Genomic DNA, 24129 nt, shown 5'->3' with positions numbered 1-24129 from the left:
ATGACTGCTACCTATGAATGCTCGATCAACTCAGGTGGTAGGCAAAATCGCCGTCGCTGCCCAACGCGATATCCAGACGCTGAATCGGTTTGTCCTGCGCCATGCGCTCCAGCACATGCTGAGCAAGCTGCGGCATGAGGGTCTTGGACAAAATGTTGTCGATGTTGCGGGCGCCGCTGTCGACTTCAGTGCAACGGGCGGCAATGGCCTGCACCAACTCCTCGCCGTAGCTCAGCTCGGCCTGGTGATTGCGCTCGAAACGCTGGCGAATGCGCGCCAGCTTGAGCGCGACGATGCGCTCCAGAATCGCGTCTTTGACCGGGTAGTACGGCACGATGCTCAGGCGACCAAGGAAGGCCGGTTTGAACACCCGGTTCAGCTCGTCACGCAGACCCTCGACGATCTCGTCCGGGGTCGGCTGCTCGGTGGCATTCAGGCACCACTGCATGATGCGGTCGGTGCCGGTGTTGGACGTGAGGATGATCACCGTGTTGCGGAAATTGATCTCGCGGCCTTCGCCGTCGTCCAGCACGCCCTTGTCGAACACCTGGAAAAACAGCTCCAGCACGTCCGGATGCGCCTTCTCGACTTCATCGAGCAGCACCACGCTGTAAGGCTTGCGGCGCACGGCTTCGGTCAGCACGCCGCCCTCGCCATAACCGACGTAACCCGGCGGCGAACCCTTGAGGCTGGAAACGGTGTGGGCTTCCTGGTACTCGGACATGTTGATGGTGATGACGTTGCGTTCACCGCCGTACAGGGTGTCGGCCAGCGCCAGCGCGGTTTCGGTCTTTCCGACGCCGCTTGGGCCCAGCAGCAGAAAGACGCCGATCGGCTTGTTCGGGTCCTCCATGCGTGCGCGGGAAATCTTGATGCGTTTGCCGATCTCGGCCAGCGCGTGGTCCTGTCCCAGCACCCGTTCGCCAAGCAGCGCGGGCAGGCGTTGTACGGTGTCGATCTCGTCGCGCAGCATCTTGCCAAGCGGGATGCCGGTCCAGCCGGAAATCACTTCGCCAATGGTGCCCCCGTCGACCAGTGCATGCACCAGCGGCTGCTCGCCCTGTACGCCGGACAGCTCGGCGCGCACGGCGGCGATTTCCTTGGCGTCAGGGCTGGCGCTGGCGCCCAGTTCGGCCAGCCGTGCGACCAGGTCCAGCTCGCGCTGCCATTGCTGTTCCAGCGCCTCGCGGCTTAACTGCGCGCTGTGCAATTCGTCGTTGAGTGCGCCGAGGCGACGGGCATGGTCGCTGCCCTTGGCAACCTCCTGCTCCAGTACAACGATTTCTGCCTGCAGGTTGTCGATTCGCCGTTTGCAGTCTTCCAGCGGGCCGGGCTGCGCCGACTGTGCCAGTGCCACGCGGGCGCAGGCGGTGTCGAGCACGCTGACTGCCTTGTCCGGCAACTGGCGGCCGGTGATGTAACGGTGGGACAACCGCACGGCCTGCACCAGCGCCTCGTCCATCACCGTGACTTTATGGTGTTCCTGCATCTTGCCGAGCAGGCCGCGCAGCATGTGGATGGCCTTGTCTTCGTCAGGCTCTTCGACCTTGACCACCTGAAAGCGCCGGGCGAGGGCAGCGTCTTTCTCGAAGTATTTCTTGTACTCGGCCCAGGTCGTGGCGGCGATGGTACGCAGCTCGCCACGGGCCAGTGCCGGCTTGAGCAGGTTGGCAGCGTCGTTCTGCCCGGCCTGTCCGCCGGAGCCGATCAAGGTATGCGCTTCATCGATGAACAGAATGATCGGGTGCAGGCTGCGTTTGGTTTCTTCGATCACCGATTTCAGGCGGTTCTCGAACTCGCCTTTCACGCCTGCGCCGGCTTGCAGCAGGCCCAGGTCGAGGGTGTGAATCGCCACGTCCTTGAGCACCGATGGCACGTCGCCCTGAATGATGCGCAGCGCCAGGCCTTCGACTACGGCGGTTTTGCCCACACCGGCTTCACCGGTCAGGATCGGGTTGTTCTGCCGGCGACGGGTGAGAATGTCGACCATCTGACGCACTTCGAACTCGCGGCCCAGCACCGGGTCGATCCGCCCTTCGCGGGCGCTCTGGGTCAGGTTGATGGTGTACTGATCCAGCGCCGGGGTCTTGCCGCCGCTCTTGCGCGTGTTCGCAGTCGTGCTGTCCTGACTCTCCAGCGGACGGGCCAGGCGCGATTCCGCGCTGCCTTCCACCAGCGCCGTCAGATTGACCCGCAGGTCGTCGGCATTGATTTTTTCCAGTTCCGGCGCCGAAGCGATCACCACGCGGCGCAGTTCGTCGTCATCAAGCAACGCCTGCAACAGATAACCGCTGCGGATCTGGCTCTGGCCGAACTCGATGGACGCCAGCACCCAGGCCTGCTCGATCATCCGGGTGATGTGCGGCGACAGCGCCGGCGTGCGGGTGTTGCCCTTTTTGAAGGTGCCCAGCGCGGTCACCAACTGCGCCTGCAGCCGCTCGGCGACCACATCGTAGTGACGCAGGATCGCCGGCAAGTCGTTGTCGCTGTGTTCCAGCAGTTGCAGCAGCAGGTGCTCCACTTCGACATCGTAATGATGCTCGGACAGGCACAGCGCGGCGGCGGCTTCCGTGGCTGTGCGACTGGTGTCATTGAGCTTGGCGAACAGCGACTTGAGATTCACAGGGAAACCCCATCAAAAGGAATGTGGAAGAGAGCACAGCGGGACGGCTCGACATCGGCCCCCGGCCGTTTCAGCCAGCCCAGCCAACCCAGCGCGACATTGCCCTGACGCCCCAGCCGCGCGACCGGCACGGCTTCGCGGCGCAGGGTCGGAGCGACCTGGAAGTCCAGATGGGCGCCGAGGTAAAAGCGCACCAGCTCGACCAGCTTTCGGTAGTCAACGGTGCCGGGCTGGAAGCGTTGGTAATCGGCCAGCCCCAGCGGGCCGATTTCGATGCGGATGCACGATTGGTAATCCCAGACCCGGTTGCCGGCGACGGCGCTTTGCCCGAGCACGGCGTTCTTGCGGCCCAGTTGCGTGCACTGGCCGGCGTCCAGCTTGAGCCAGCGCCCGGCGAACGACTTGACCTTGAACGGCAGGGAAAAATAGAAGCCCAGCATCACCTGCAGGTTCAGCGCGTTGCGTGGCTTCTGCGCAAACATCCCGGAGAAGTAGCTGAACAGCTCGCGGCGCAAGGGCGAGCCGTCGCGGGCGAACTTCTGCTTCTGCGCCTGTGGCCCCAGCCCCACCAGATTGAGCAGGTAACGGTCGAAGTTCGAGCTGCCGTTGCGCTCGTACTCGATGTAGAACTTGTATTTCTGCCACGCCTCGTAGAACAGCGTGGTCATGCGGTGCGAAAACAGGTCGAGAAACGCATGGGCGGCGTCATCGCGGTGCTGAATGTGGCGCTCCATCAGCAGCTCGGTGTACGGGCGCGGCAACACGCCGGACGGGCCGACCAGGCCCATGAACGTGACTTGCACCTCCGACACCGGCAGCCCGGCCGCCGACACCTTGCCTTCGCGCTCGAACTTCAGGTCGCTGACTTCGCTGGCCGGAAAGGCCAGCGACAGTTGCGAGCGGAAGCGCAGCGGGTCTTCATGGGGCCGCGTCTGCAGGTCCATGCGCCCGTTTCTGCTGTAATGCAGGCGAAGCAAGCGCACCAACTGGAAAAACTCGAAGCGGTGCGGCTCAGCCCTGGCCTGGTCGATCAGACCAGGGGTTGATCGCCGGTTCGCGGTGGCCATTGGACGACTCTCTTTTCGCGCTGCAAGCTGCGAAGGGTTAATTGGGTAAAGCTGTTGACGGTGCAGTACTGGCCGAAGAAATGATCCAGCACCATGCCGAACAGGAACACGCCGCTGCCGGTGTACTGGCTTTCATCGAATTTCAGGGTGATGCCTACGCCGCGCACGAAGTTCGGTCGCGGGTGACCGATACGCGCCACGACAGGTTCGCTGGCGATCGAAACGATGCCGTTGATCTGTTTGCGGATGGCCGAGGTGTTGCGGTAGTTGTACAGCGACAACAACTCCAGCAGCACTTCGCGCCCGTTCGACACCAGCGACATGTGGTTCAGCGACAGGTGTGAAATCAGCCTCCAGATCACGCCGTTGCCCAGCGGCACCCGCACCGACGCAGTGGGTTTGCGCAGGCAGCGGATATCCTTGATTACCGCGTGGGCGGGGATGTTGAAGTCGCCGCGTTCGCCGCCAAACGGCAGTATCAGCGGCAGGTCGCGATTGCTGCAGGTCAGCTGGATGCTCAGGGTGTCGTTGGTTGCATCGATCAGCTCCAGGTCGCGGTCCACCACGCGAATGAACATGTCAGTGCCATCGCTTTGCCGGGTCTGCACCGGGCGCCGTCTGGCGATCCAGAAGCTCTTGCCCGAGCCTTGATCTGCGCGCGGCTCGAAAAACGGATGGCAGGTAGCGACCTGATCGATGCCACCGATTTTCTTGACTCTGCGTACGCGGTCGATCGACACCACTTCTGCCGAACTTTGCAGGCGCACGTCAGGAATGACCGGGTATTCGTGCTGGGCGTGGGTCAGCCGGACCGGGTCGGCCTGCTGGCGGAACAGGTTGATGATCGGCGTGCAGTTGAGCTTGAAATTGCCGCGCCCGATGTTCTGGGTCAGCCGGGCCAGTCGGTCGTGAAGGTCGTAGTCGGAGAAGTAGAAATTGATCTCGACCTTCTCCAGCGCCTTGCCGGCGAGGATGCGAGCGAAGCCGGACAGGTCGAAAAACATGAACTTGTCCGGAAAGGTGAAGTACTCGTGCAGCAGGCGGTAGCCGAGGAAAGAGCGCTCCGAATAATCCACCAGCCCCTCGTCCAGCCCATAACCCACCGCCTTCAGCGCATGGGCGGGCAGGGCGACTTCACGGCTGCGGCCCTGGTCTTCAAAGCTCAGCGTGGCCTTGGCCAGGTTGTTGAACAGCAACTCGTAGAGTTGCAGCATCAGCGTGCTTTCGCCGTCGAGGAAAAAGCGCAGGCTGTCCAGCTCCATCTGGCCGAACAGCGCGTCGGTGGTGGTGCCCAGAGCGATGCGCAGCCGTGCCACCAGATCGGCGCTGTGGCCGTTGAACGCCGAACGTTCCATCTCGATGAACGAGGCCTGCTGCACGGCAATCGGCCACAGCTCGACCGGGTAGCACGTACGGAACTTGCACACCACGCCCTCTACCGGGTTGGCGTGCATCTCGGTGTGACGGGCAATGTGATAAGCCTCGGTGACCTTCTCGTTATTGCCCATGCTGAACTCGACGATGGACATCGATGGCGTCGGCCGAAGGTAGTGCGGGTACAGCACCTCAAGAAACGCTTCGACGATTTCCGGAAACTCGTCATCGAGTTTTTTGTGAACGCGTGCCGCCAGAAACGAAAACGCCTCGATCAACCGCTCGGTATGCGGGTCTTCGCAGTTATCGCCCTCAATGAGCAACCGCGAAGCGATTTTCGGATACTGGCTCGCAAACTCCTGGCCCAAGAAGCGCAGGTGCGACAGTTCCTTTTCGTAATAGGGCAGCAGGTCGTCGAGCATCAGTTGAGGTTCTGTACTTTGTATTCCTGGGTGTTGACCTGCAGCACCGCATCAAAGGAAACCTGACGCGAAATGTCTTGCAGGCGCAGTACCGCATCCACGCGAAAGGTCAGCATGCGTTGGCCGGTTTGTTGGGCGAGCAGTTGCACCTTGACACTGCGAAAGCGGCGGTCGCCGACCGAAATCGCTTTCTCCAGCTGGCGCTGGATCAACAGGCGGTCCTGCGGATCGAGCACGCTCTTGCTGGTGAAATCCGGCATCCCGTAATCGAGGATCGTGCCGCTCAGTTGCGCGAAGCCGGTCAACTCGTCGGCGACCAGCGACTGGCGGGTGTTCACCAGAATCTCCAGATCGCGAACGATGCTGGCCTTGTAATCGGCCAGCGAACACAAGCGTTGCGACGATGCTTCGATGGACTGGTGCGGACGGTCGTCCAGCAGACGGTCCAGCAACGACGGCAACAGCTTGTGTTGGCTACTCATGTCTGCCTCCCTGGCAATCGTCTCGATCAGCCGCGCGTGGATTGCGGCAACTCGGCCACCAGGCGCAGGGAAGCGGTCAGCTCGTCCAGCTGGTAGTGCGGACGCAGGTACGTCACGGCCTTGTACACACCTGGCTTGCCGGGCACTTCGAACACCTCGGCGCGGGCTTCACGCAGCGGGAACTTGGCCTTGGCTTCCTGGCTGGCGGTGTCGTCAAGCAGCACATAGCTGGACAGCCACTTGTTCAGGAACAGTTCGACGTCCTTGCGCGAAGCGAAGCTGCCGACCTTGTCGCGCATGATTGCCTTCATGTAGTGAGCGATGCGCGAGGTGGCGAAGATGTACTGCAACTGCGCCGACAGCCTGGCGTTGGCATTGGCGATGTCGGTGTTGTACTGCTTCTGCTTCTGCGTCGACTGGGTGCCGAAAAACGCTGCGTAGTCGGTGCCTTTGCAGTGCACCAGCGGAATGAACCCCAGGTCCGACAGCTCTTTTTCGCGGCGGTCGGTGATGGCGATTTCGGTCGGGCATTTGAGGGCGATTTCGCCGTCATCGGTCTTGAAGGTGTGGGTCGGCAGGCCTTCCACCAGACCGCCGCCTTCAACGCCACGAATCGCCACGCACCAGCCGTAGCGGGAAAACGCGTCCGTGACCCGGGTGCCCAGCGCATAGGCCGCGTTCATCCACAGGTACTTGTTGTGGTCGCGACCGTCGACGCTTTCGACGAAATTGAATTCTTCCACCGGCGTGGTATCCGGGCCGTAAGGCAGCCGGCCCAGCACGTGGGGCAGGGTCAGGCCGACGTAGCGCGAGTCTTCGGAATTGCGGAAGGACTTCCACTTGGCGTACTCGACCGTGTCGAAGATCTTCGCCAGGTCGCGCGGGCCGGACATGTCGGTGAACGAGTCCCAGCCGAACAGCTCGGGCGACGCCGCCGAAATGAACGGCGCATGGGCCGCTGCGGCGACATGGGAAATCTCTTCGAGCAGGTACATGTCTTCCGGGTTGCGGTTGAACTCGTAGTCGCCCAGCAGCATGCCGAACGGCGCGCCGCCGAAGGTGCCGTACTCTTCTTCGTAGATCTTCTTGAACAGCGCGCTCTGGTCGAATTCCGACGAGGCCTTGAGGTCGCGAACCAGATCCTTTTTTGAAGCGTTGAGCAGATGAATCTTCAGCGTGGTGCTGGTTTCGGTCTGGTCGACCTGATACTTCAGGCCGCGCCACGACGCCTCCAGTTGCTGGAATTCGCGAGCATGCATGATCTCGTTCATCTGCTCGGAGAGCATTGCATCGATCTCGGCGATACGCGCATCCAGCACTGCGATCAGGTCTTTGCTCGGCGTCATTTCGCCTTCCAGCACCTGGCCGACCAGCTCGCCGATCAGATCACGGGTGCGGGTACGCTCGGTTTCCGAACGGGCCACGCGGCTTTCGGAAATGATGCTGTCGAGCAGCGACGATTGCGGAGCAAAGTTTTCCACTTCGACCAGATCGCTGTCCTGCCGGGCCACGGCTTGTTTGTCGTTCATCGTCGTGCTCCTGCTTACTCGTTGGCGTCGGTGGCTGGAACGGCGGCTTCACGACCGAATTCCTTGCCCAGCGTTTTCAGCTTCTCGGTGTTCTGCAACACGTCCATCAACAACTCTTCGAGCTTGTCGTTGCCGCCCATCTTGTTGCGCAGGTCCGCCAGCTTGTTGCGCACCTCCAGCAGCTTGCGTAGCGGCTCGACCTGCTTGACCACGTTCTGCGGCTCAAAGTCTTCGAGGGTGTTGAAATTCAGCTCCACGCCCAGCTGCGTACCGTTCTTGGCCAGGGTGTTGTCGACGCGGTAAGTCAGGCGCGGTTTGATGCCCTTGAGCACGCCGTTGAAGTTGTCGCGATCGATGAAAATGAACTTGCGGTCCTTCAGCTTCGGCAATGGCTCCAGCGGGTTGCCGGAAAAATCACCCAGCACGCCGACGACAAACGGCAGCTCTTTCTTTTCCTGAGCGTCGCCGATATCCACGTCGTAGGTGATATGAACCCGAGGGGCGCGAACGCGGTCGAGCTTGTGCTGGGTACTTTCCTTCTTCGCCATCGTGTTCTCCTGTGCGAGCAACTCGCTGCAAGTCGTTTGCATCCCGGCCCAACGGTGAGCCGGGCGCGTTACAGTCCTTCGATCGTCAGCAACAGGCGCTGACGAATCTCATCGTTCATGTCCATGACGCTGTCGTGGCCCACCAGCTCTTCAAAGCTGGCGTTACCGGCAATCTGCGTGCTGCTGCGAATGACCGAGTCATCGGGCAAGGTCGAGCGCACCGGCGAGCTGATCACGCAGAAAGGCAGGTCACCGAAATCCTTCAAGCGCTCGAAACTCACCGGAAAACGCAGCCCGTCGAACAGCCGGCCCAACCCCGGTGATTTGCTCACGCAGTAGAACAGCACCAGGTAATGCACGACGAAGCGATACAGCTCGGCGCTGCTGCGGTTGGGGTCGTTGACCACCTTGCGAAAGCGCGACAGATCGAACGAGTTGAACCCCACCACCCAGCGCGTCGGGCTGGTGATACGGATGCTCTGGCCGCTCTGCGCCAACACCTTGTCGTATTCCAGCGGGAACAGTTCGGGCGTGGTGCTGATCAGATTCAGCGGAACTTCCATTTCATTGACCAACTGGAACGGAGACGCCGAACCAATCCGGTCATACAGTGCTTTCAACTCTTTGAAATGATGCTGGGTTTCCCGCCCGCTGCTGCGCTGTGCGCCTTGCAGATATTCGCCAAAGAAAGTTTGCGGGCGTATTAACAATGCCAGTGTCGCCAAATAATCCGATGCTTGTGCCTTCAGCACATCCGAAATGGCTCGTGTCTGGCTTCGCAGCTTGATCAATGCTTCTACATCGAACGTCTGAGTCATCGGTACATCGTCCTTGAACCCATCGTTACAACATCCCGAACAATTACGGGGAAATGCGACGGGCTACAAATTTCTCGACTGGCACACCTGTCCGGAAGTTTGATTTCGCATAGGTTGTCATCGCGAAATCTCACCACGGAAAGTAAGCGGAAGTTTGGTGCTAGCAAATCGCTATTGACTGGCCAGCAGTGACAGATCAGGCAATTTTCTGTGTAGGAAAGTTCCCACAGGCCAAGGATTTTTTCTCGTTTTTGATACACATCGCAATGATGTCTTGATGCCACTAGTTACAAGTATCCAATCGTGTTTATGCCCTTTCGCCCAGAGAAATCGGGGGGTTCAGCCGTTTTTTGGATCCCATTTCGTGGCCAAAATAAAGGCGAAAAGGGTGAACCGGTTCACCTTGGGAAGAGGCTCACTGAATCAAAAAAAATACATTTCCACGCGAGTGGATGATTTTTTGGGAGGAAAAATGATGGCAACGGAGGGGGAGGCAGGCGTAGATGGTGGTCAGAATTGATCGTTTTTTGAGCTGTTTTGCTGGCGGCACAATCCGTAAAGGGCGGAGCGTAGCTGAGCCAGTTCATCATTTTCGAGTCGAGGCGCCACTCGATTCTGATGGAGAACCAGATCACTGAACGACCCTGCACCGCCGTACAGACGAGTGATTTTCCAGGCGGTGTGTGATGGGTCTGTGGCCAGTTCATGTTTCAAGGCCTCGAAGGATTGCGCCCACGAGTGCTCCTCAAAATCCCGCAATAACTGCGCAATACGTTGCAGGTGGCTGGCTATTTCGTCGATTGAGTTCATTCCGGAAGCTTGATCTTCAGTTCGCGTTTTGTCTGCGCAATCGGGTAATGACCCCAATCCAGGGGCGGGTCAAACCGGTTCTGTGCCGCTCTTCGGGGGTTCGCCCATCTTTTCCTTGAGTCGACGCAGAGTCGGTGACTCCCCGCCAGTCAACTCGATGCGGAACTCGGCGAAGGCGTGTTCCAGAGCCGGGTATTGCTGCAGTCCTTCCTCGGTGAAAAGGTAGGCCCCCGGAATATCTCGCCACTCCATGGGGGTCTGGATCTGGCCGCGTCCGGCCTTCGCCATCAGTGGCTCAAGCTCCGTGCCCAGCGTTGCGACGGCGGGATGACAAAGCCTGTGACAGTCAAGCTGCTCCCTGAAGCGTTGAGCCGCGATGCGCAATGCTGAGATATCCACGTTCTTCTGGTCCTCGTCAGTCCGGGAGCTTTATCTTCAAGCCACGCCCGGCCTGTATAGCGACATAAAAGACGTCCTTGAGCGCTCTTGCCAGCTCTGGATCGTTTTCCTCAAACTCTTTCGACGCAATGGCGCCGATGGTGAGTTGGTGCAGCCGGGATTTGTCTTTGTCCACACCTTCGAATACGGCCTTCACGTACTGCAGTTGCTGAAGGAGCAGATCGTATACGGGGAGTTGCGGGCATCGGTGATGGCGCTCCTGGGTGAGATCAATCGCTTTGAGCACATAGACGAGTGGGGTGGCTGAGGGGGCGGACATTCGTTTGTAAGTTCCTCTGGAAAACTTAGCTATGAATTTTGATAATTCTACCGTTTTGTTATTGTTTAACTCGCAAAAAAATGTCAGCGGTGACGCTTCACCGCCTAGCACTTGTTGCCATATTGGTGGACAAAATCCGTAAATTAAATAGCCGTCCCCCTCTTGCTACCGGGCTTCTGGATCAGCAATTCGTCTAACTCTCTATGGCGGCATCGGGTGACGAATACCAGTGCAGCATTGGGATCCTTTTGATACAGATCATACTGCGCACGGTCAATCTCGTAATATTCCTCATAGTCAATCATGTCATTCCTGACAGGGAATGAAACATAGAATTTTCCGGACACTTTCTCTATGCCTATTGAAAAGCGTTCCTCGCGATTAACGTACATATCTACAAAATTCATAATGATACTCTAAGCTGTTGGAGAACGGTCAGAATGCAGAACGATAGAGTAAGGTAGTTCAGAGTCAGCCATCTTCTGTGAAATATGAGCATTGCAGGCGAATAGCCAAGCCTGGTGGTAGAAGTGTTTTTGCATTCTGACATCCGGAGCGGGCGAGTGAAAAATGCTTCTGGCCTGCCCGAATACACTGATTTAAAGGTATTTGATATTTTCATATGGCTTTGTAGGCTTGCTCTGCCGCGATAATTTTTAAGCCAAGGTCAAGATCGTACGGCCATTGGCCGGTAATTATTTTAGCTATGCCGAGCTCGCGATATTTTCGCTCTGGAATCTCATTTTTCAGAATCCGCTCCAGTGCTTGTATTAGACGTGCTCTGAATTGTGTCAGTTGGCTTGGGTTAGTAAACTCAAAAGTCTCTTGCGCGCGTTGGGCGATAGTATCATTAATGACGATAATGGCTGCTTCTACTTTTTCAGCTGCGTTCAGGCGGCTCATGGAGTTGTCCTGATAAAAACGGATCCTTTAAAACTGACTGTTTGCAGAAGCTCGACCCTGCTGTGGAGTAGCAAGATAGGGTTATGGGTCATTTATTGAAGGTGGCAACTGAAATTTCACCACTCTCTGGATTTACAGAATAGCCTACGCCATTCCAGTTTTCAGCAATGAGAACTCCGTTTGGATCTAGAAAAATATTGGTGTACGGCTTGTCTTCTTGCGTTCCGTGGGGGCTTTCTTGAATTTGCCAAAGTATTTCTCCAACATTCGTTATCCCATAAATATTTCTGTTGAAGATTACCCCTGCAGGTGGATCAATCCGAACCACAATCAAGTTTTTGTATTCTAGTGCTTCACTCACAGGATGCGGAATCAGGACGCGGTTTCCATTGACATAAATGTGACCAGATACTCGACCCCTCTCATATTCCTCTCTGGTAATTTCCTCGCCGTGACGAAGCGACTCATTGAAAAGGTTGTTTTCATGCGAAATCGGATCACGGCTTTCCTGTTCTCCATAAAACCGAACAAATACTTGCTGCGACATGTGGTCCCATCGATAGGTGACCTCCTCAAATGGGTAGTCTACAAAGATGTCCTCGGTTGCAAAACGCTCACCTTTACTGACTCCCATCAAAAGCCTCTTACTTTGCTGTCATAGGTCTTACTCTCTTTAGCGATTGCCTCTGTCAGTCCGGGAGTTTTATCTTCAGGCCTCGCCCGGACTGTATAGCGACATAAAAGGCGTCCTTGAGCGCTCTTGCCAGCTCCGGATCGTTTTCCTCAAACTCTTTCGACGCAATGGCGCCGATGGTGAGTTGGTGCAGCCGGGATTTGTCTTTGTCCACACCTTCGAATACGGCCTTCACGTACTGCAGTTGTTGAAGGAGCAGATCGTATACGGGGAATTGAGGGCATCTGTTTTGGCGGTCAAGGGTCACCGCGATCGCTTTTTCAACGTAGCCCAGTGGTGTTGATGGTTTCATGGGGTACCTGTGCCTATCAATTTAAATAGATCCCTCTGCCCGGATGTCATCTGCCGAGCACCGCCGATTGCATCGAATGGCTGCGAGGGGACCGACCAGGTGTCCATCACCGGCGCCGATGTGCTGCGCAACAGAGTGACCTTATCGGTGGTCTCGTAGACGTTTATGATTTTGGGCACAACAGTTTCAGTCTTGTAAATCTGGCCCAGAGGATTTATGCCCAATTGTCCGGGGACAACATCAGGGGTGGGAGAGTACCACATGCCTTGTCTTCCGCCGGGTACCTGGAATTGCCATAGCTTCTTGCCGCTGTTGATCGTTTCCACGCTGACGGGCTTCGAGAAGTCGAGTCCGTTCATGTAGCCTTCGTAGTCGGCAGGTTTGTAACCTTGAGACTCGAAGAAACGGGCTGCGGTCTCTCGATTTCCCCGAATGTTGATGTCCTGAACAAGATCACCTGTTCGGCCAAATTTCTGGTTTAAATAATCACGCCTTGACAATGGCTGAGCGACATTTTCCTCAATAGGCGTGGTGGTAGGTTTGCTCGGCGGCAATTCCCTAATGGGGTCTGGCTCCACCTTTTTCAGCGGTGTCGGTTCTTTTACCTGCAACTCCGGCTGCGCCAGAATCTTCTGCTCATTCTTCGCCAGCCAGTTCGCAAACTGCTTGTTGGAAATCTCCGCCTGAAGCCTGGCGCTGCGAGTCGCGATGCTTTCCATGCTGTTCATCACGCCGGCCTTCATCTGGCCGCGTGTCAGGTAGGTCACGATGGCGGTCAGCAACAGCAGCACCAGTTGTTCCTGCCCGCGAGCCAACTGGCGTGCGGCACGTTCGGTGCGCTCCTGGATCTGCGCCGCCGAGCCGCCGCTGGGGTCGAGCCCTGGTGGTTTCAAACCGTCTTCGGCATACCAGGCGGTGGCCAGCCCTTCCTGCAAGCTCGACAGGCAGGCCGGCAGGCCCTTGTAGAAATACTCGGCAATCGCCGACAGACCCAGCGCCATGAGAATCAGATTGCCGATCTGCAGGCCGATACCTGCGCCCGCCACGGCACCCGGCGCAGCCCCAACCCCAAAGGCAAACGCCCCTGCCGCGCCGCCGGCAATGGTACCCACCGCCACGCTCCCCCCCAGAATCATCGACACCTCCTTCACCAGTTGCAGCAGCACCGGCAGGATCTGTTCGATTTCGATGGAGGCCCACTTGCGGCGCAAGTCGGTCTGGATGATCGGGTAAGACAGCGCCATGGCGTTGCGCACGTTGTCGATCCGGTGCCCGCCCATGTAGCCGTAAGCCTGGCTGGCGCCATTGCTGACGCGACGGGTGAAACCGTCCCAACTGTCGTGAGCGCTCTGCAGCCCGTGGTTGACGCTCTGGTTCAGCTCGCTGAATTTGTGGTCCAGGTTGCGTTCGATGTCATCCCAGCTGGGGACGTGGGCTAGAAGATCCATTTACACATCACAGTCCTTGGTGAGCGCGCGCATCCAACTACGCGCAGACAAACAGCACATGTTTGCCATCAATATCCGATAGCTAAGTGCCACTGTTGGCGTTCAGACAGTTCTCGACACGATTAATTTCAGGAAGGCCTGCATTTTTCTCATTCACGTTACACATCGGCAATGATGGCAATTGGATAGTAATGCCTAGTTGAGCCCGCTTAACTCGCTGTCACAACAGGAAATATATGGTCTGAAAGCCCCGGAATATCGCCGGATAATTTTTAAGTGAAGTGTTCAAACAGTGAACCACTGCACAGCGATTTACCCCGCAGGGACACTTTGCCGGGTTGACACAATGCAGCGTGCGGGTGTCTCCTTTGCGGCTCTCAATCCTCTGTAACATTTTTGAGACTGTGACTGTGTTCGCGATTTTCGATAGCTAGTGGCACTTTCGAATTGCACTGCGGTCCGACAGTCCAGCCAACAGCTTCGGCCTGAATAATTCAATCAGACGCATCTGTAGTAAACGTCTTACGAGTTTTTCAGTTTTTTTTAGCCCCTGTCGCGCAGTTGGCAGACAGGGGAGATTTGCCGGGTCAGCGAGGATGCGCCGGGGCTTCGATCCCCATCTTCTCAGCTTGTGACCCAATGTCGCCGAGCGGGCGGTAGCGTGCCGTTTGCCTTCAAGGAGATACACATGACGATGGACCTTGCCGCGTTGCTCTCGCCCCAGAACCGGCGCCTGTTCAAGTTCAACAACCTCGCCAACCCGGAACAGCAACTGCTGATCGAGTCCTTCAAGGGGCGCGAGGGTTTGTCGCAGGCGTACAGCTTTGAACTGATGCTGGTCTGCGAAGATTCCGGCGTCGAACTCAAGTCGATGATGGGGCAGTTGGTCACCATCGAAATCGAACTGGCCACCGGCTCGCCACGCTATCTGGCCGGCTACCTCACCCGGTTCGCCAGCATTGGCAGCGACGGCGGCATGGCCCGTTACACCGCGACCCTGAACCCGTGGTTTTCGATGCTGAAAAACCGCTTCGACACACGGATTTTCCAGGGCAATACGGTCGAGGAAGTGGTCACCCAGGTGTTCGCCCTGTGCCCGGCATTCTCCCGTCACGAATTTCGCCTGAGCAAGCCGCAGAAGCGCTACACCTACATCACCCAGTACCGCGAAACCGACTTCAACTTCGTCCAGCGCCTGCTCGAAGAAGAAGGCATGTTTTACTACTTCGAGCACACCGCCGAAGGTCACACGATGATCATCTGCGATGACTCCAGCACGCTGGTGGCCTTGCCGGAACAACCGCAGATCCGCTTCCACACCGCATCGGTGACGGAAACCGCCGACTCCATCACCCAGTGGAACGGCAATCGCCAGTTGCAGTCCGGCAAGATCGCCGTGCAGACCTTCGACTACCGCCAGCCCAACAACCGGCTGCCGGTGGCGATGAACAGCCTGAACAAACAGGGCGACGTCGAGAACTTCGAAATCTACGACTTCCCCGGCCAGTACACCCACGGCACCTACGACGAAGGCGAAACCCTGCTGCGCCTGCGCATGGAAGCCCTGGAACTGCGTGGCAAAAAATTCGAAGGCGCCAGTAACTGCCGGGCCATGCGCCCCGGCTTCACCTTCGAATTGCAGCAGCACTACGACCACGACCAAGGCGCCGCCGAAGACCGGCAGTTCCTGTTGATGAGCGTCGAAAGCGAAGGTCACAACAACTACCTCAACGGCCACCAGGCCAGCTACTACAACACCTTCTCCTGCGTGCGCAAAAAGATCGTCTTCCGCCCGCAACTGTCCACGCCACGCCCGACCATCTCCGGCCCGCAGACCGCCATCATCGTCGGCCCACCGGGCGAAGAAATCTTCACCGACGAACTGGGCCGCGTGAAAATCCAGTTCCACTGGGACCGCAACGGCCAATACAACGACCACAGCTCCTGCTGGGTCCGCGTCGCCCAGTCCGGCGCCAGCGGCGGCTTCGGCAGCATCCAGATCCCCCGCGTCGGAGACGAAGTCGTCGTGGTCTTTCTCGACGGCAACCCCGACCGCCCGCTGATCATGGGCAGCCTGTACAACAGCCAGAACACCCCGCCGTGGTCACTGCCGGCGAACAAGACCCAGAGCGGTTTTCTGACGCGGTCGATGAAGGGGGACGGCGGCACCGCCAACTTCTTCCGCTTCGAAGACAAGTCCGGCGCCGAGCAGATCATCATGCACGCCGAGCGCAACATGGACACCGAGATCGAAGTCGACGAAAGCCACCACGTCGGCGCCAACCGGACCATCACCGTCGGCGGTACTCACACCGAAACCATCAAGAAAGACACGGTGATGAACGTCCAGGAAGGCTCGTTGACGATCCAGGTCGACAACCAGTTCATCCAGGTCAACGCCAAGCAACACATCATTCTTCAGGTGGGGGACAGCAGCATCACCCTTACGCCGGATGGTATTGAGATCAAAGGCAACACCATTTCTACCGTCAGTACCGGCACAACCCAGATGACCGGAGCACAGGTGCGGATCAATGATTAAGGTGATCAGGTCATGACCAGAACCAGCATGTATGACCGCATTTCAGAGCGGCGTCTGGCGCTTGAGGCCGCAGCACGTGCGGAGCAGCAGGTCGTTGTGCCCGTGGCAGAACCGGAACCCGAGCCTGAACCGGTAGTGCCGCTGCGCAACGTGCCCAGCAGCTTCAGTTTTGGCGGCTTCAATCTGGTGCTGCCTGATGGTTTCAATTTCCGCGATATCCAGACCACGCTCGAGCATGAAGGCGAGCCTGTCGTTCTGACAATCAAGCGCCGGGATGTCCGTGAGGGCGCGACACTTGAAGGTCTGCTCAGCGAATCCATGCAGACCTTTCGCAAGCTGTATCCAGAGCTGCGGGTGATTCGTGAGCGCGACTGCCTGATGGCGGGAAGCCTGGCGCGGGTCGTGGATTTTCATTTTTCGATGGGCCATGCCGAGCGGCACGGACGTTTGGTCGGCAGCATCGTGCCGGTCGCCGGAAGGCTTGAGCCGCAGTGGATCAGCCTCTCGTGCGTGATCGATCCCACCAAACCGAGCCTCAGCCTCTGGCTGATCGATTTCGACAACATGCTTTCAGGCATGGCAGTCCGCTGAACAACGCTTTTTTGGAATTTCAGGAAGACATCTCACATGGATTATGAGTTGCAGGAAGGCAGCATCGCGCTGCCGGCAGGCTTTCAGGACCGCACGGTCAACATGTTCGTGCTGGGTGCAAGCATCCCGGCGCCCTTGAGCATTACCATTTCGCGAGACAACCTGTTGCCGTCGGAGGCGCTCAAGGCCTACGTGGATCGGCAGGTGAAGATGATGGCCTCCAAGCTGCGCGGTTACACGTTGCTGGGTAAAAGCGCTGCTTCGCTGTCCACTGCCGCGCCAATTGATGGCATTCAGATCGACGCTTATTACATGAACGAGGGGCGGCCCTTCTATCAGCGCCAGGCGGCATTTCTGACCGAGCCTGGCCGAGCCCTGATTTTCTCTACCACGGCGCAGGCCGACTTCAGCGCGGAGCAGAACCAGAACTGGGCTGACTTGCTTGCCAGTTTTCAGCCTCGCCAATCTGGCAGCATCACTACCGGCTCCAACGAACAGGAGTAACGCTCATGTTCGAAGCCGCACGGTTCGGTGACGAGATTTCACACACCAGCGCGCTAGGGGGGTTCCTCATCGGCGCTGCGCTGGGCATTGCCCTGGTTGCTGCGGTAGCCATTGCGACGTTCACCTGTGGATTTGGTGTGGCACTCCTGGCGGGACTCGCAGCAGGCGTCGGAGGTAGCCTGCTCGTTGCGGCGGGAGAGGCGATAGGCAGCATGTTCTCATCGCCCACGGGGACCATCGTAACGGCCTCATCCAACGTGTTCGTCAACAGTCGCCAGGCGGCGCACGTCGCGCAAAGTCTGGGGGCATGCAACAAGCATCCCGGTCCGGTACAGGTCGCTGAAGGCTCGACCAACGTATTCATCAACAGCACGGCGGCAGCTCGTAAAGGCGACAAAATCACCTGCGGCGCCACCATCTCCAGCGGCTCGGGCAATGTCCTGATTGGCGGCGGCACCCAACGTTACCTGCCGGTCGACGATGAGATCCCCGGCTGGCTGCGTACCACGGTCGACATCCTCATGGCGATTGCCGGCGCTGCCGGTGGTATCGCCCAACTGATCAAGGCGGGCAGTCAGGCCGGCATGAAAGCGATCATGCCGTGCGTCATGAAATTCACGGCAGGCTTCGTTGCGGGCGAAGTGGCCAGTCGATATGTGATCGGTCCGGCTATCGAACGCGCCGTAGGTGGTCTGGTCGGCAACCCGGTGGATATGACCACCGGGCGCAAGGTCATTCCTGACGAAACCGACTTCAGCCTGCCGGGACTTATGCCAATCGAATGGTCACGCTTTTATGCCAGTGATCTGACCGTCGATAGCGTGCTTGGCCGAGGCTGGGTGTTGCCATGGGAGCAAAGTCTGCGTCGCCGGGCAGGCTTCGTTTACCTCACCGACAACCAGGGACGCAGCGTGCCTTTTGTCGACATGCAGCCTGGCGAGCGCATCTACAACCCGCATGAGCAGGTTTATCTGGTGTGTACCGAGGGTGGCCACTATCTGCTGCAGACGCTCGACAACATCTTTTTCTACTTCGGCGAAGTGGCGGACGACAACACGCCGGTACCGTTGCAACGCATCGAAAACGGCCTTGGCCATTTCCTGCATTTCACACGTACGGTCGAAGGTGTGCTCACTGACATCAGCGCTACGGGCGGTGTGCGTGTGCACTTACATTACGACCATCCGTTGGGGCGTCTGACCGACGTCAAGCGCGTGGTGGACAACGAGGCCGTCGAAACGCTGGTGCAGTACCGCTACGACGACAACGGCCAGCTTATCGAGGTCATCAACCGAAACGGCGACTCGATGCGTCGTTTCAGTTATACCGACGGCGTTATGGCCAGCCACAGCAACGCGCTGGGCCTGACCTGTAGCTATCGCTGGGAAGCTCTCGACGGTCAGCTTCGCGTGGTCGAACACTGGACCAGCGACGGTGAGCACTTCTGCTTTCAATATGACTTCGCGCAACGTGCTTCCCGAGTAACCGATGCACTGGGGCGCGAGCTGGAAGTTCACTACAACGAAGACCATCGAGTGATCGCGAGCCGTGACTTTGGCGGTGAGCGTTATGCAATTGATCTTGATGACACCGGCAACATGACCGGAATCGAATTGCCTGACGGCAATCGGTTACAGCTCAAGTACGACGAATACTCGCGCTTGTTGGAAGAAATCGATCCGCTGGGTCGCTCCGTGAAGTACACCTATCACCACCTGACCCGGCTGGTGACCTCGGTGACCTACCCGGACGGCAGCACCTGGAAATCCCGCTACGACGACAAAGGCAACCTGATCGCCGAAACTGACGCCCTCGGCCACAAAACCGAGTACCTCAACAGCGACGACGGCCTGCCGCACACCATCATCGACGCCACCCACAAATCCAAATACCTGTGGTGGAACAGCCTCGCTCAGGTCGAGCGCTTTCAGGATTGTTCGGGCAAAAGTACCTTCTACCGCTACGATGACCGTGCTCACCTGATCGCCGTCACCGATGCCCTGAATCAGACCACGAAGCTTGAGCGCAAACCCGACGGCGAAGTCCTGCGCATCGAACACCCGGACGGCACTGCCGAGTCCTTTACCTACAACGCCCTCGGCCAGGTACTGACGCACACCGACGGCAAAGGCCAGACCACGCGCCTGCTACGCACTGCACGCGGGCTGCCGTCCAGCCGGCAGGACGCCAAAGGCCAGCGCATCCGTTACGAATACGACCAGGCCATTCGCCTTACCGCGCTGGTCAATGAAAACAATGCTGCCTACCAGTTTGCCTACGACGCCAGCGACCGCCTGACCGAAGAAAAGCGCATCGACAACCTGACCCGCCGTTTCAGCTACAACCTCGGCGGGCACCTGACGCGTGTCGACGAAACCGGCTACGGTGAACGGGCCGAGCGCCCACAGCGCAGCACCGCATTTGAACGCGACGTCATCGGCCGCCTGCTGGCCAAGCTCAACGACGATGCCCGTCAGGACTACGTCTACGACGAAGGCGACCGCCTGCTGTCCATTACGCGTCTTCCGACAGCGACCGGTAAAAAACTCGGCATTAGCGAAGAGAAACTGGAATTTGCCTACGACCTGCTGGGCCGACTGATCCAGGAAACCACGCCACAAGGTGCCCTGGCCTACGAATACGATCCGCTGAGCAACCTGACCACGCTGATTTTGCCCACAGGCCAGCACCTGAATCACCTGTATTACGGCAGCGGTCACCTGCACCAGCTCAACCTTGATGGCCTGCTGATCAGCGACATCGAACGCGACGACCTGCACCGCGAAATCCACCGCAGCCAGGGCAAGCTCACCAGCTGCTTCGGCTACGACGCCATGGGGCGCAAAAGCTGGCAATTCGCATCGACACTGCCGGCGGAAAAACTCTCGCAGATCCACAACCCCGGCAATAACAGCCTGCTGGTCGAACACGCTCACAACCCGATCCACCGCCGCTATGAATACGACCCAGCGGGCGAACTGACCCGCACCCTCGACAAACTGCGTGGCGAAATCAAATACGAATACGAAGCCAACGGCCAGTTGCACAGCCGCGACACCGGTCGACTCGTCGACAGCGAAGAATTTCGCTACGACGCCGCGGCCAACCGCCTGAACTTCAACAACCGCCAGTTCGACCAGGTCAAAGACAACCGCATCAAACAATGGCGCGACCAGGCATATGCCTACGATGCGTGGGGCAATCTGGTTGAAAAACGCAGCGGCATGAGCAAACTGCAGACCTTCAGCTACGACTGCGAAAACCGTTTGGTCAAAGCCGAAACGTTGCTCAATGGCAAACTGCACAGCACCGGGACTTACCGCTACGACAGCCTGGGCCGCCGCGTCGGCAAAACCGCCGAAATCGACGGCCAGACCGAACACAAACACTTCCTCTGGCAAGGCCTGCGCATGCTGCGCGAGGAAACGCCGAGCCAAAGCAGCCTCTACATCTACGAACCCGGCAGCTATGCACCACTGGCCAGAATCGACCAGCAAAAGGGCGAAAAACAGCAAAAGCTCTACTACTTCCACACCGACCAGATCGGCACTCCACTGGAAATGACCGATGTCGACGGCCAGATCGTCTGGCAGGCGACGTATAAGGCCTGGGGTGAGGTGGAAACGCTGAATGTCAGCGATATAGAGCAGAATCTGCGGTTTCAAGGGCAGTATTTCGACGAGGAAACGGGGCTGCACTACAACACCTTTCGGTACTACGATCCGGAGGTGGGGCGATTTATAACGCAGGATCCGATTGGGTTGGATGGCGGAACAAACCTCTACAGGTATACACCAAATCCCAACATATGGATTGATCCTTGGGGCTGGGCCTTTAAGGGCGTAGATTTTACTGGATCTCCAGACTTGTTCCCAGTAAGTGGTGTCCAGAAAAACATCGTCACAATTACCATGCAGGGCTCAAGAAGCAGAGACTTTACGCAGGCGTACAAAGAGGCAGGGATTAAGGCATCTGCAGCCGACGACTATACTTGGCACCATTTAGATGATTTTGATCCAAAAACGGGCAAAACCACAATGCAATTGGTAAAAACATCTGCTCATGAGGCAACTTTCCCTCACGGAGGATCAGTTTCACAATTCGAGAAGCACTTCGGATTGCCATCTGGCTCATATGGCAACGCGGACGCAGTAGGGATATCTCAATCCAAAGGATGGCTGAAAGGTCGGGCGCCCCGCGCTATGTCCTCCACCTGTTAAAAATAAGGAGTATTAAATGACGTTGCAGTTGATAAAGTCCGAGCAGAATATAGGTGAGTCGGATATTAGCGAGCTGGAGAGGGCGATAGGATATTCTTTGCCAAAAGAGTTTAAGGATTTTTATTTGGCTGGTAATGGCGGAGTGCCGAATAGAGATTGGTGGGATAGTAGCGATGAGTATGAGCCAGTTAGAGTAAAAAAATTTAAATCTATAGCACCGTCAAGCGCTGAGGATGCACGTGATACCAAGTTTGTGGGTGGGTGCTATGAGTTGATGATCGAAAAGAATGTAATTCCCAGCACTCTGCTGCCTTTTGCAACTGATGATGGTGGAAACTTTTTTTGTTTGGGTTTGGTTGATGGTGAAGTGTGCTTTTTTGCAACGGACTCATTTGATAGTGATGTTGACGCCTCCGTTAATCATGCTAGAGCATATCGCTGGCTTGCAGCGTCATTTACCCATTTTGTGGAAGGGTTGAAAGATGAGTCAGATTTGGATTTTTAAATCTCAAGACTAATAAAGGCTGAAGAGTAGGCTGCTAATTTCTTGGTTTGATATTTCGCTCTTTAATAATGTATTTACAGATAACTTAATAGCCTTGGCTCAGTTGCTTCGCTAGCTTCGCCTATGACGACGTCATGGGCCGGCAAAGCTGGCAGTTCGCATCGACATTGCCGGCGGAAAAACTCTCGCAGATCCACAACCCCGGCAATAACAGCCTGCTGGTCGAACACGCTCACAACCCGATCCACCGCCGCTACGAATACGACCCGGCGGGCGAACTGACCCGCACCCTCGACAAACTGCGCGGCGAAATCAGATACAAATACGAAACCAATGGCCAACTGCTGATCAAAAAATATTTATCTTGGTACTCGCGCCGAACACTGTGAAAAGTGGCATGGGAGGGCGTTGGGGAAACGATTTGTTTGGTGAGCCAGTAAATCTTAGTTATCCCGAGGAATTCTAGTGTCCGTTATCACAATTGTACTAGCTAAGAGTAAAGTGGATGCAAGCGTTTTGCTTAAATTTCAACAAATTTTGGGACGCCCCCTTCAAGATCTCAAAGGTGCATGCTCCGGTGGGCTGCCTATAGTTGAGATGGAAATTTTTTCGGGTGATTATCAAATACATGCGGCGAAGATAAGATCTGTCTTGAAGGTCATCAGTGAGGAAAACTTGGCGGCTGATTTTTACGAAATTCCCTATGGTGAGCGATATGTTGATAATCCGAGTCTTGATGTCTGGAAGATTGATGGAGGGGTGGTGGAAGGCATATTGGCTGCAGCGGATAAGGAAGTTGAACAGCAGCTAGATAGTTAGTGTGAAGAAATTTAATAAACCCAATAATGTTTTCGAGTTCTTCTCTCGTGGATAGCTATTTAAGCTATTGTTCGGGCTGATCTGTATCGGCCTTGCCAGCACGTTGTGCTTGCGGGCCCTGTCGTGGTGATGTCTGCCCTGATGGGGGATATGTCGAGAGTAACTGGGCAGACGGGAAGGCATTCCGCGAAAGTCCTAACGCCCTAGGCTGAAAAAGCCGGAGAGATCATGAGTAATTTGAATTCCAAGCTTTTGTGGGTTATGAGCAAATATGCTGCGGATGGTTTTTATTTCAATAAGGGGGCTAGTGAATCTGACGCAGATTTTTTTCTGAAGCAGTGTGAGATTGAATTCGGACTGGTACCTCCGCCAGACTATTTGGAAATTCTAAAGTGGTTCGATGGTGTGGTGGTAGAAGGGGTTTTTCTCTATTCGACGAACCCGATTCCGCTCTTGGGAGGGGAAGGGTACTCGCCGGGTGCTGTAGAAATGAACTTGCTGTCTCGAGAAGTGGCAGGGATGGAGAATTTCTTTTTTTTCGGCGATAGTGATCAGGACGTATATGTCCTGAATATTCCCAAGGGTACGTATGAGGTTAGAGACAAACAGGCTTTTGATAATGTGTATGAAGAATTTCATGATTTTTTAAGCCTTTTTGAATACATGGTTGATTTAATGGCTAACAGAGTTTGAGTGGCGGACCGCGCCCACCTGATCGCCGTCACCGATGCCCTGAACCAGACCACGAAGAGCAGCGTGGAGCAGAACATGATAGATATCAAAGATATGGAAGTGAAGTACGTATCTATATTCGGTGCTGAGTCGTGTGGCGATGGTGAAGTCGCGCGTGTTGAGGCCGCTCTTGATATAACATTGCCTTCTGATCTAAAGGAAATTGCAAAGTTTTATAGTGGTGGGTTTCTAGGTGGCATAAGTCACTATGAAATCGCTGTTGCTGGAGAGGCAAAAAATATCGTGCAACAAACGTTGAAGGTGCGAGCTGCAATAGGTCTTGAGAGGAATTTTGTAATTTTGGCTGAGCCGGCTGGCAGCATCATTGTGTTGAACGTTCTAGGCAATCCCTCAGTTATTTGGTGCGATGCCGTGGATGCTGAGAATTTAAATTCTAAAAAATTTGCTAATGCACCGGACGAATGGGGCACCTATTCCAGCTTCTTTTCTTATCTGCTTGATCAGCAGGAAGAGAATAGCTGATTTTG

The 24129-nt window shown here is 56.6% G+C and carries 23 protein-coding genes and 1 pseudogene; 9 read left to right on the top strand and 15 right to left on the bottom strand.

Annotated features, from left to right (window positions below):
• Positions 1-25: 25 nt before the first annotated feature.
• From tssH to ACIPL0_RS22415, 15 genes are all read right to left on the bottom strand, one after another.
• On the bottom strand, positions 26-2623 hold the full coding sequence (gene tssH / locus ACIPL0_RS22485) for a type VI secretion system ATPase TssH (RefSeq protein WP_400599246.1): 2598 nt from the start codon (positions 2621-2623) through the stop codon (positions 26-28).
• Positions 2620-3690: a type VI secretion system baseplate subunit TssG gene (gene tssG / locus ACIPL0_RS22480; protein WP_400599247.1), complete on the bottom strand. Its 1071-nt coding sequence runs from the start codon at positions 3688-3690 to the stop codon at positions 2620-2622. The genes tssH and tssG overlap by 4 nt, the downstream gene beginning before the upstream one ends.
• Positions 3654-5486, bottom strand: a complete 1833-nt coding sequence (gene tssF, locus ACIPL0_RS22475) for a type VI secretion system baseplate subunit TssF (RefSeq protein WP_400599248.1) — start codon at positions 5484-5486, stop codon at positions 3654-3656. Before tssF ends, tssG begins: the two co-directional genes overlap by 37 nt.
• Positions 5486-5968: a type VI secretion system baseplate subunit TssE gene (gene tssE, locus ACIPL0_RS22470; protein WP_400599249.1), complete on the bottom strand. Its 483-nt coding sequence runs from the start codon at positions 5966-5968 to the stop codon at positions 5486-5488. Before tssE ends, tssF begins: the two co-directional genes overlap by 1 nt.
• 26 nt (positions 5969-5994) lie before the next feature.
• Complete coding sequence (gene tssC / locus ACIPL0_RS22465; protein ID WP_400599250.1) at positions 5995-7497, bottom strand: type VI secretion system contractile sheath large subunit; 1503 nt, start codon at positions 7495-7497, stop codon at positions 5995-5997.
• 14 nt (positions 7498-7511) lie between these two features.
• Positions 7512-8045 (bottom strand): type VI secretion system contractile sheath small subunit, encoded by a 534-nt coding sequence (gene tssB, locus ACIPL0_RS22460; RefSeq protein ID WP_400599251.1) that lies wholly within the window; start codon positions 8043-8045, stop codon positions 7512-7514.
• Between the two features lie 68 nt (positions 8046-8113).
• Entirely contained in the window at positions 8114-8863 is a 750-nt protein-coding gene (locus ACIPL0_RS22455; protein ID WP_400599253.1) for a hypothetical protein, read from the bottom strand.
• Between the two features lie 510 nt (positions 8864-9373).
• A complete protein-coding gene (locus ACIPL0_RS22450; protein WP_400599254.1) occupies positions 9374-9673 on the bottom strand; it encodes a DUF6966 domain-containing protein in 300 nt (99 codons plus the stop codon).
• Positions 9674-9742: 69 nt separating this feature from the next.
• Positions 9743-10072 carry a hypothetical protein gene (locus ACIPL0_RS22445; protein ID WP_400599256.1) on the bottom strand — a complete coding sequence of 110 codons (330 nt, stop codon included), beginning with the start codon at positions 10070-10072 and terminating at the stop codon, positions 9743-9745.
• Positions 10073-10088: 16 nt separating this feature from the next.
• Positions 10089-10391, bottom strand: coding sequence for an immunity protein Tsi6 family protein (locus tag ACIPL0_RS22440; RefSeq protein WP_400599257.1), 303 nt, complete (start codon positions 10389-10391; stop codon positions 10089-10091).
• Between the two features lie 143 nt (positions 10392-10534).
• Positions 10535-10798 (bottom strand): hypothetical protein, encoded by a 264-nt coding sequence (locus ACIPL0_RS22435; RefSeq protein ID WP_400599259.1) that lies wholly within the window; start codon positions 10796-10798, stop codon positions 10535-10537.
• Between the two features lie 211 nt (positions 10799-11009).
• Positions 11010-11294 (bottom strand): hypothetical protein, encoded by a 285-nt coding sequence (locus ACIPL0_RS22430; protein WP_400599260.1) that lies wholly within the window; start codon positions 11292-11294, stop codon positions 11010-11012.
• Between the two features lie 88 nt (positions 11295-11382).
• Positions 11383-11928: a hypothetical protein gene (locus ACIPL0_RS22425; RefSeq protein ID WP_400599261.1), complete on the bottom strand. Its 546-nt coding sequence runs from the start codon at positions 11926-11928 to the stop codon at positions 11383-11385.
• A 55-nt stretch (positions 11929-11983) separates the two neighbouring features.
• Positions 11984-12280 (bottom strand): immunity protein Tsi6 family protein, encoded by a 297-nt coding sequence (locus ACIPL0_RS22420; protein WP_400599263.1) that lies wholly within the window; start codon positions 12278-12280, stop codon positions 11984-11986.
• A complete protein-coding gene (locus tag ACIPL0_RS22415) occupies positions 12277-13728 on the bottom strand; it encodes a polymorphic toxin type 46 domain-containing protein (protein ID WP_400599264.1) in 1452 nt (483 codons plus the stop codon). Before ACIPL0_RS22415 ends, ACIPL0_RS22420 begins: the two co-directional genes overlap by 4 nt.
• Positions 13729-14416: 688 nt before the next feature.
• Between ACIPL0_RS22415 and tssI the strand changes: the two genes are divergently transcribed.
• The 9 genes and pseudogenes from tssI to ACIPL0_RS22370 all read left to right on the top strand — a co-directional run bounded on the left by tssI (position 14417) and on the right by ACIPL0_RS22370 (position 24124).
• On the top strand, positions 14417-16270 hold the full coding sequence (tssI, locus tag ACIPL0_RS22410) for a type VI secretion system tip protein TssI/VgrG (protein WP_400599265.1): 1854 nt from the start codon (positions 14417-14419) through the stop codon (positions 16268-16270).
• A 12-nt stretch (positions 16271-16282) separates the two neighbouring features.
• Positions 16283-16861 carry a hypothetical protein gene (locus ACIPL0_RS22405; protein WP_400599266.1) on the top strand — a complete coding sequence of 193 codons (579 nt, stop codon included), beginning with the start codon at positions 16283-16285 and terminating at the stop codon, positions 16859-16861.
• Positions 16862-16897: 36 nt separating this feature from the next.
• Positions 16898-17365 (top strand): DcrB-related protein, encoded by a 468-nt coding sequence (locus ACIPL0_RS22400; RefSeq protein ID WP_400599267.1) that lies wholly within the window; start codon positions 16898-16900, stop codon positions 17363-17365.
• A 5-nt stretch (positions 17366-17370) separates the two neighbouring features.
• Complete coding sequence (locus tag ACIPL0_RS22395; RefSeq protein WP_400599268.1) at positions 17371-21585, top strand: RHS repeat-associated core domain-containing protein; 4215 nt, start codon at positions 17371-17373, stop codon at positions 21583-21585.
• Positions 21586-21601: 16 nt separating this feature from the next.
• Entirely contained in the window at positions 21602-22090 is a 489-nt protein-coding gene (locus ACIPL0_RS22390) for an SMI1/KNR4 family protein (protein ID WP_400599269.1), read from the top strand.
• A 128-nt stretch (positions 22091-22218) separates the two neighbouring features.
• A pseudogene (locus ACIPL0_RS22385) lies at positions 22219-22434 on the top strand (sugar-binding protein); the annotation flags it as partial.
• A 121-nt stretch (positions 22435-22555) separates the two neighbouring features.
• The gene (locus ACIPL0_RS22380; protein ID WP_400599270.1) at positions 22556-22909 is read left to right on the top strand and encodes a hypothetical protein; all 354 of its coding nucleotides are present in this window, start codon (positions 22556-22558) and stop codon (positions 22907-22909) included.
• 228 nt (positions 22910-23137) lie between these two features.
• Entirely contained in the window at positions 23138-23602 is a 465-nt protein-coding gene (locus ACIPL0_RS22375; protein WP_400599272.1) for a YrhA family protein, read from the top strand.
• Positions 23603-24124, top strand: a complete 522-nt coding sequence (locus ACIPL0_RS22370; RefSeq protein WP_400599274.1) for an SMI1/KNR4 family protein — start codon at positions 23603-23605, stop codon at positions 24122-24124.
• Positions 24125-24129 lie beyond the last annotated feature (5 nt).

It is taken from the genome of Pseudomonas sp. NPDC090208 (genome assembly GCF_044746785.1).
Taxonomy (GTDB): domain Bacteria; phylum Pseudomonadota; class Gammaproteobacteria; order Pseudomonadales; family Pseudomonadaceae; genus Aquipseudomonas.
The sequence above is the reverse complement of the archived record's forward strand: the minus strand, read 5'-3'. Positions and strand labels throughout refer to the sequence as shown.

Excerpts from the sequence above, each read along its gene's own strand:
- tssG (WP_400599247.1), bottom strand. The coding sequence starts at position 3,690 with ATGGCCACCGCGAACCGGCGATCAACCCCTGGTCTGATCGACCAGGCC.
- tssF (WP_400599248.1), bottom strand. The coding sequence starts at position 5,486 with ATGCTCGACGACCTGCTGCCCTATTACGAAAAGGAACTGTCGCACCTG.
- tssE (WP_400599249.1), bottom strand. The coding sequence starts at position 5,968 with ATGAGTAGCCAACACAAGCTGTTGCCGTCGTTGCTGGACCGTCTGCTG.
- tssC (WP_400599250.1), bottom strand. The coding sequence starts at position 7,497 with ATGAACGACAAACAAGCCGTGGCCCGGCAGGACAGCGATCTGGTCGAA.
- tssB (WP_400599251.1), bottom strand. The coding sequence starts at position 8,045 with ATGGCGAAGAAGGAAAGTACCCAGCACAAGCTCGACCGCGTTCGCGCC.
- ACIPL0_RS22455 (WP_400599253.1), bottom strand. The coding sequence starts at position 8,863 with ATGACTCAGACGTTCGATGTAGAAGCATTGATCAAGCTGCGAAGCCAG.
- ACIPL0_RS22450 (WP_400599254.1), bottom strand. The coding sequence starts at position 9,673 with ATGAACTCAATCGACGAAATAGCCAGCCACCTGCAACGTATTGCGCAG.
- ACIPL0_RS22440 (WP_400599257.1), bottom strand. The coding sequence starts at position 10,391 with ATGTCCGCCCCCTCAGCCACCCCACTCGTCTATGTGCTCAAAGCGATT.
- ACIPL0_RS22435 (WP_400599259.1), bottom strand. The coding sequence starts at position 10,798 with ATGAATTTTGTAGATATGTACGTTAATCGCGAGGAACGCTTTTCAATA.
- ACIPL0_RS22430 (WP_400599260.1), bottom strand. The coding sequence starts at position 11,294 with ATGAGCCGCCTGAACGCAGCTGAAAAAGTAGAAGCAGCCATTATCGTC.
- ACIPL0_RS22425 (WP_400599261.1), bottom strand. The coding sequence starts at position 11,928 with ATGGGAGTCAGTAAAGGTGAGCGTTTTGCAACCGAGGACATCTTTGTA.
- ACIPL0_RS22420 (WP_400599263.1), bottom strand. The coding sequence starts at position 12,280 with ATGAAACCATCAACACCACTGGGCTACGTTGAAAAAGCGATCGCGGTG.
- ACIPL0_RS22415 (WP_400599264.1), bottom strand. The coding sequence starts at position 13,728 with ATGGATCTTCTAGCCCACGTCCCCAGCTGGGATGACATCGAACGCAAC.
- tssI (WP_400599265.1), top strand. The coding sequence starts at position 14,417 with ATGACGATGGACCTTGCCGCGTTGCTCTCGCCCCAGAACCGGCGCCTG.
- ACIPL0_RS22405 (WP_400599266.1), top strand. The coding sequence starts at position 16,283 with ATGACCAGAACCAGCATGTATGACCGCATTTCAGAGCGGCGTCTGGCG.
- ACIPL0_RS22400 (WP_400599267.1), top strand. The coding sequence starts at position 16,898 with ATGGATTATGAGTTGCAGGAAGGCAGCATCGCGCTGCCGGCAGGCTTT.
- ACIPL0_RS22395 (WP_400599268.1), top strand. The coding sequence starts at position 17,371 with ATGTTCGAAGCCGCACGGTTCGGTGACGAGATTTCACACACCAGCGCG.
- ACIPL0_RS22390 (WP_400599269.1), top strand. The coding sequence starts at position 21,602 with ATGACGTTGCAGTTGATAAAGTCCGAGCAGAATATAGGTGAGTCGGAT.
- ACIPL0_RS22375 (WP_400599272.1), top strand. The coding sequence starts at position 23,138 with ATGAGTAATTTGAATTCCAAGCTTTTGTGGGTTATGAGCAAATATGCT.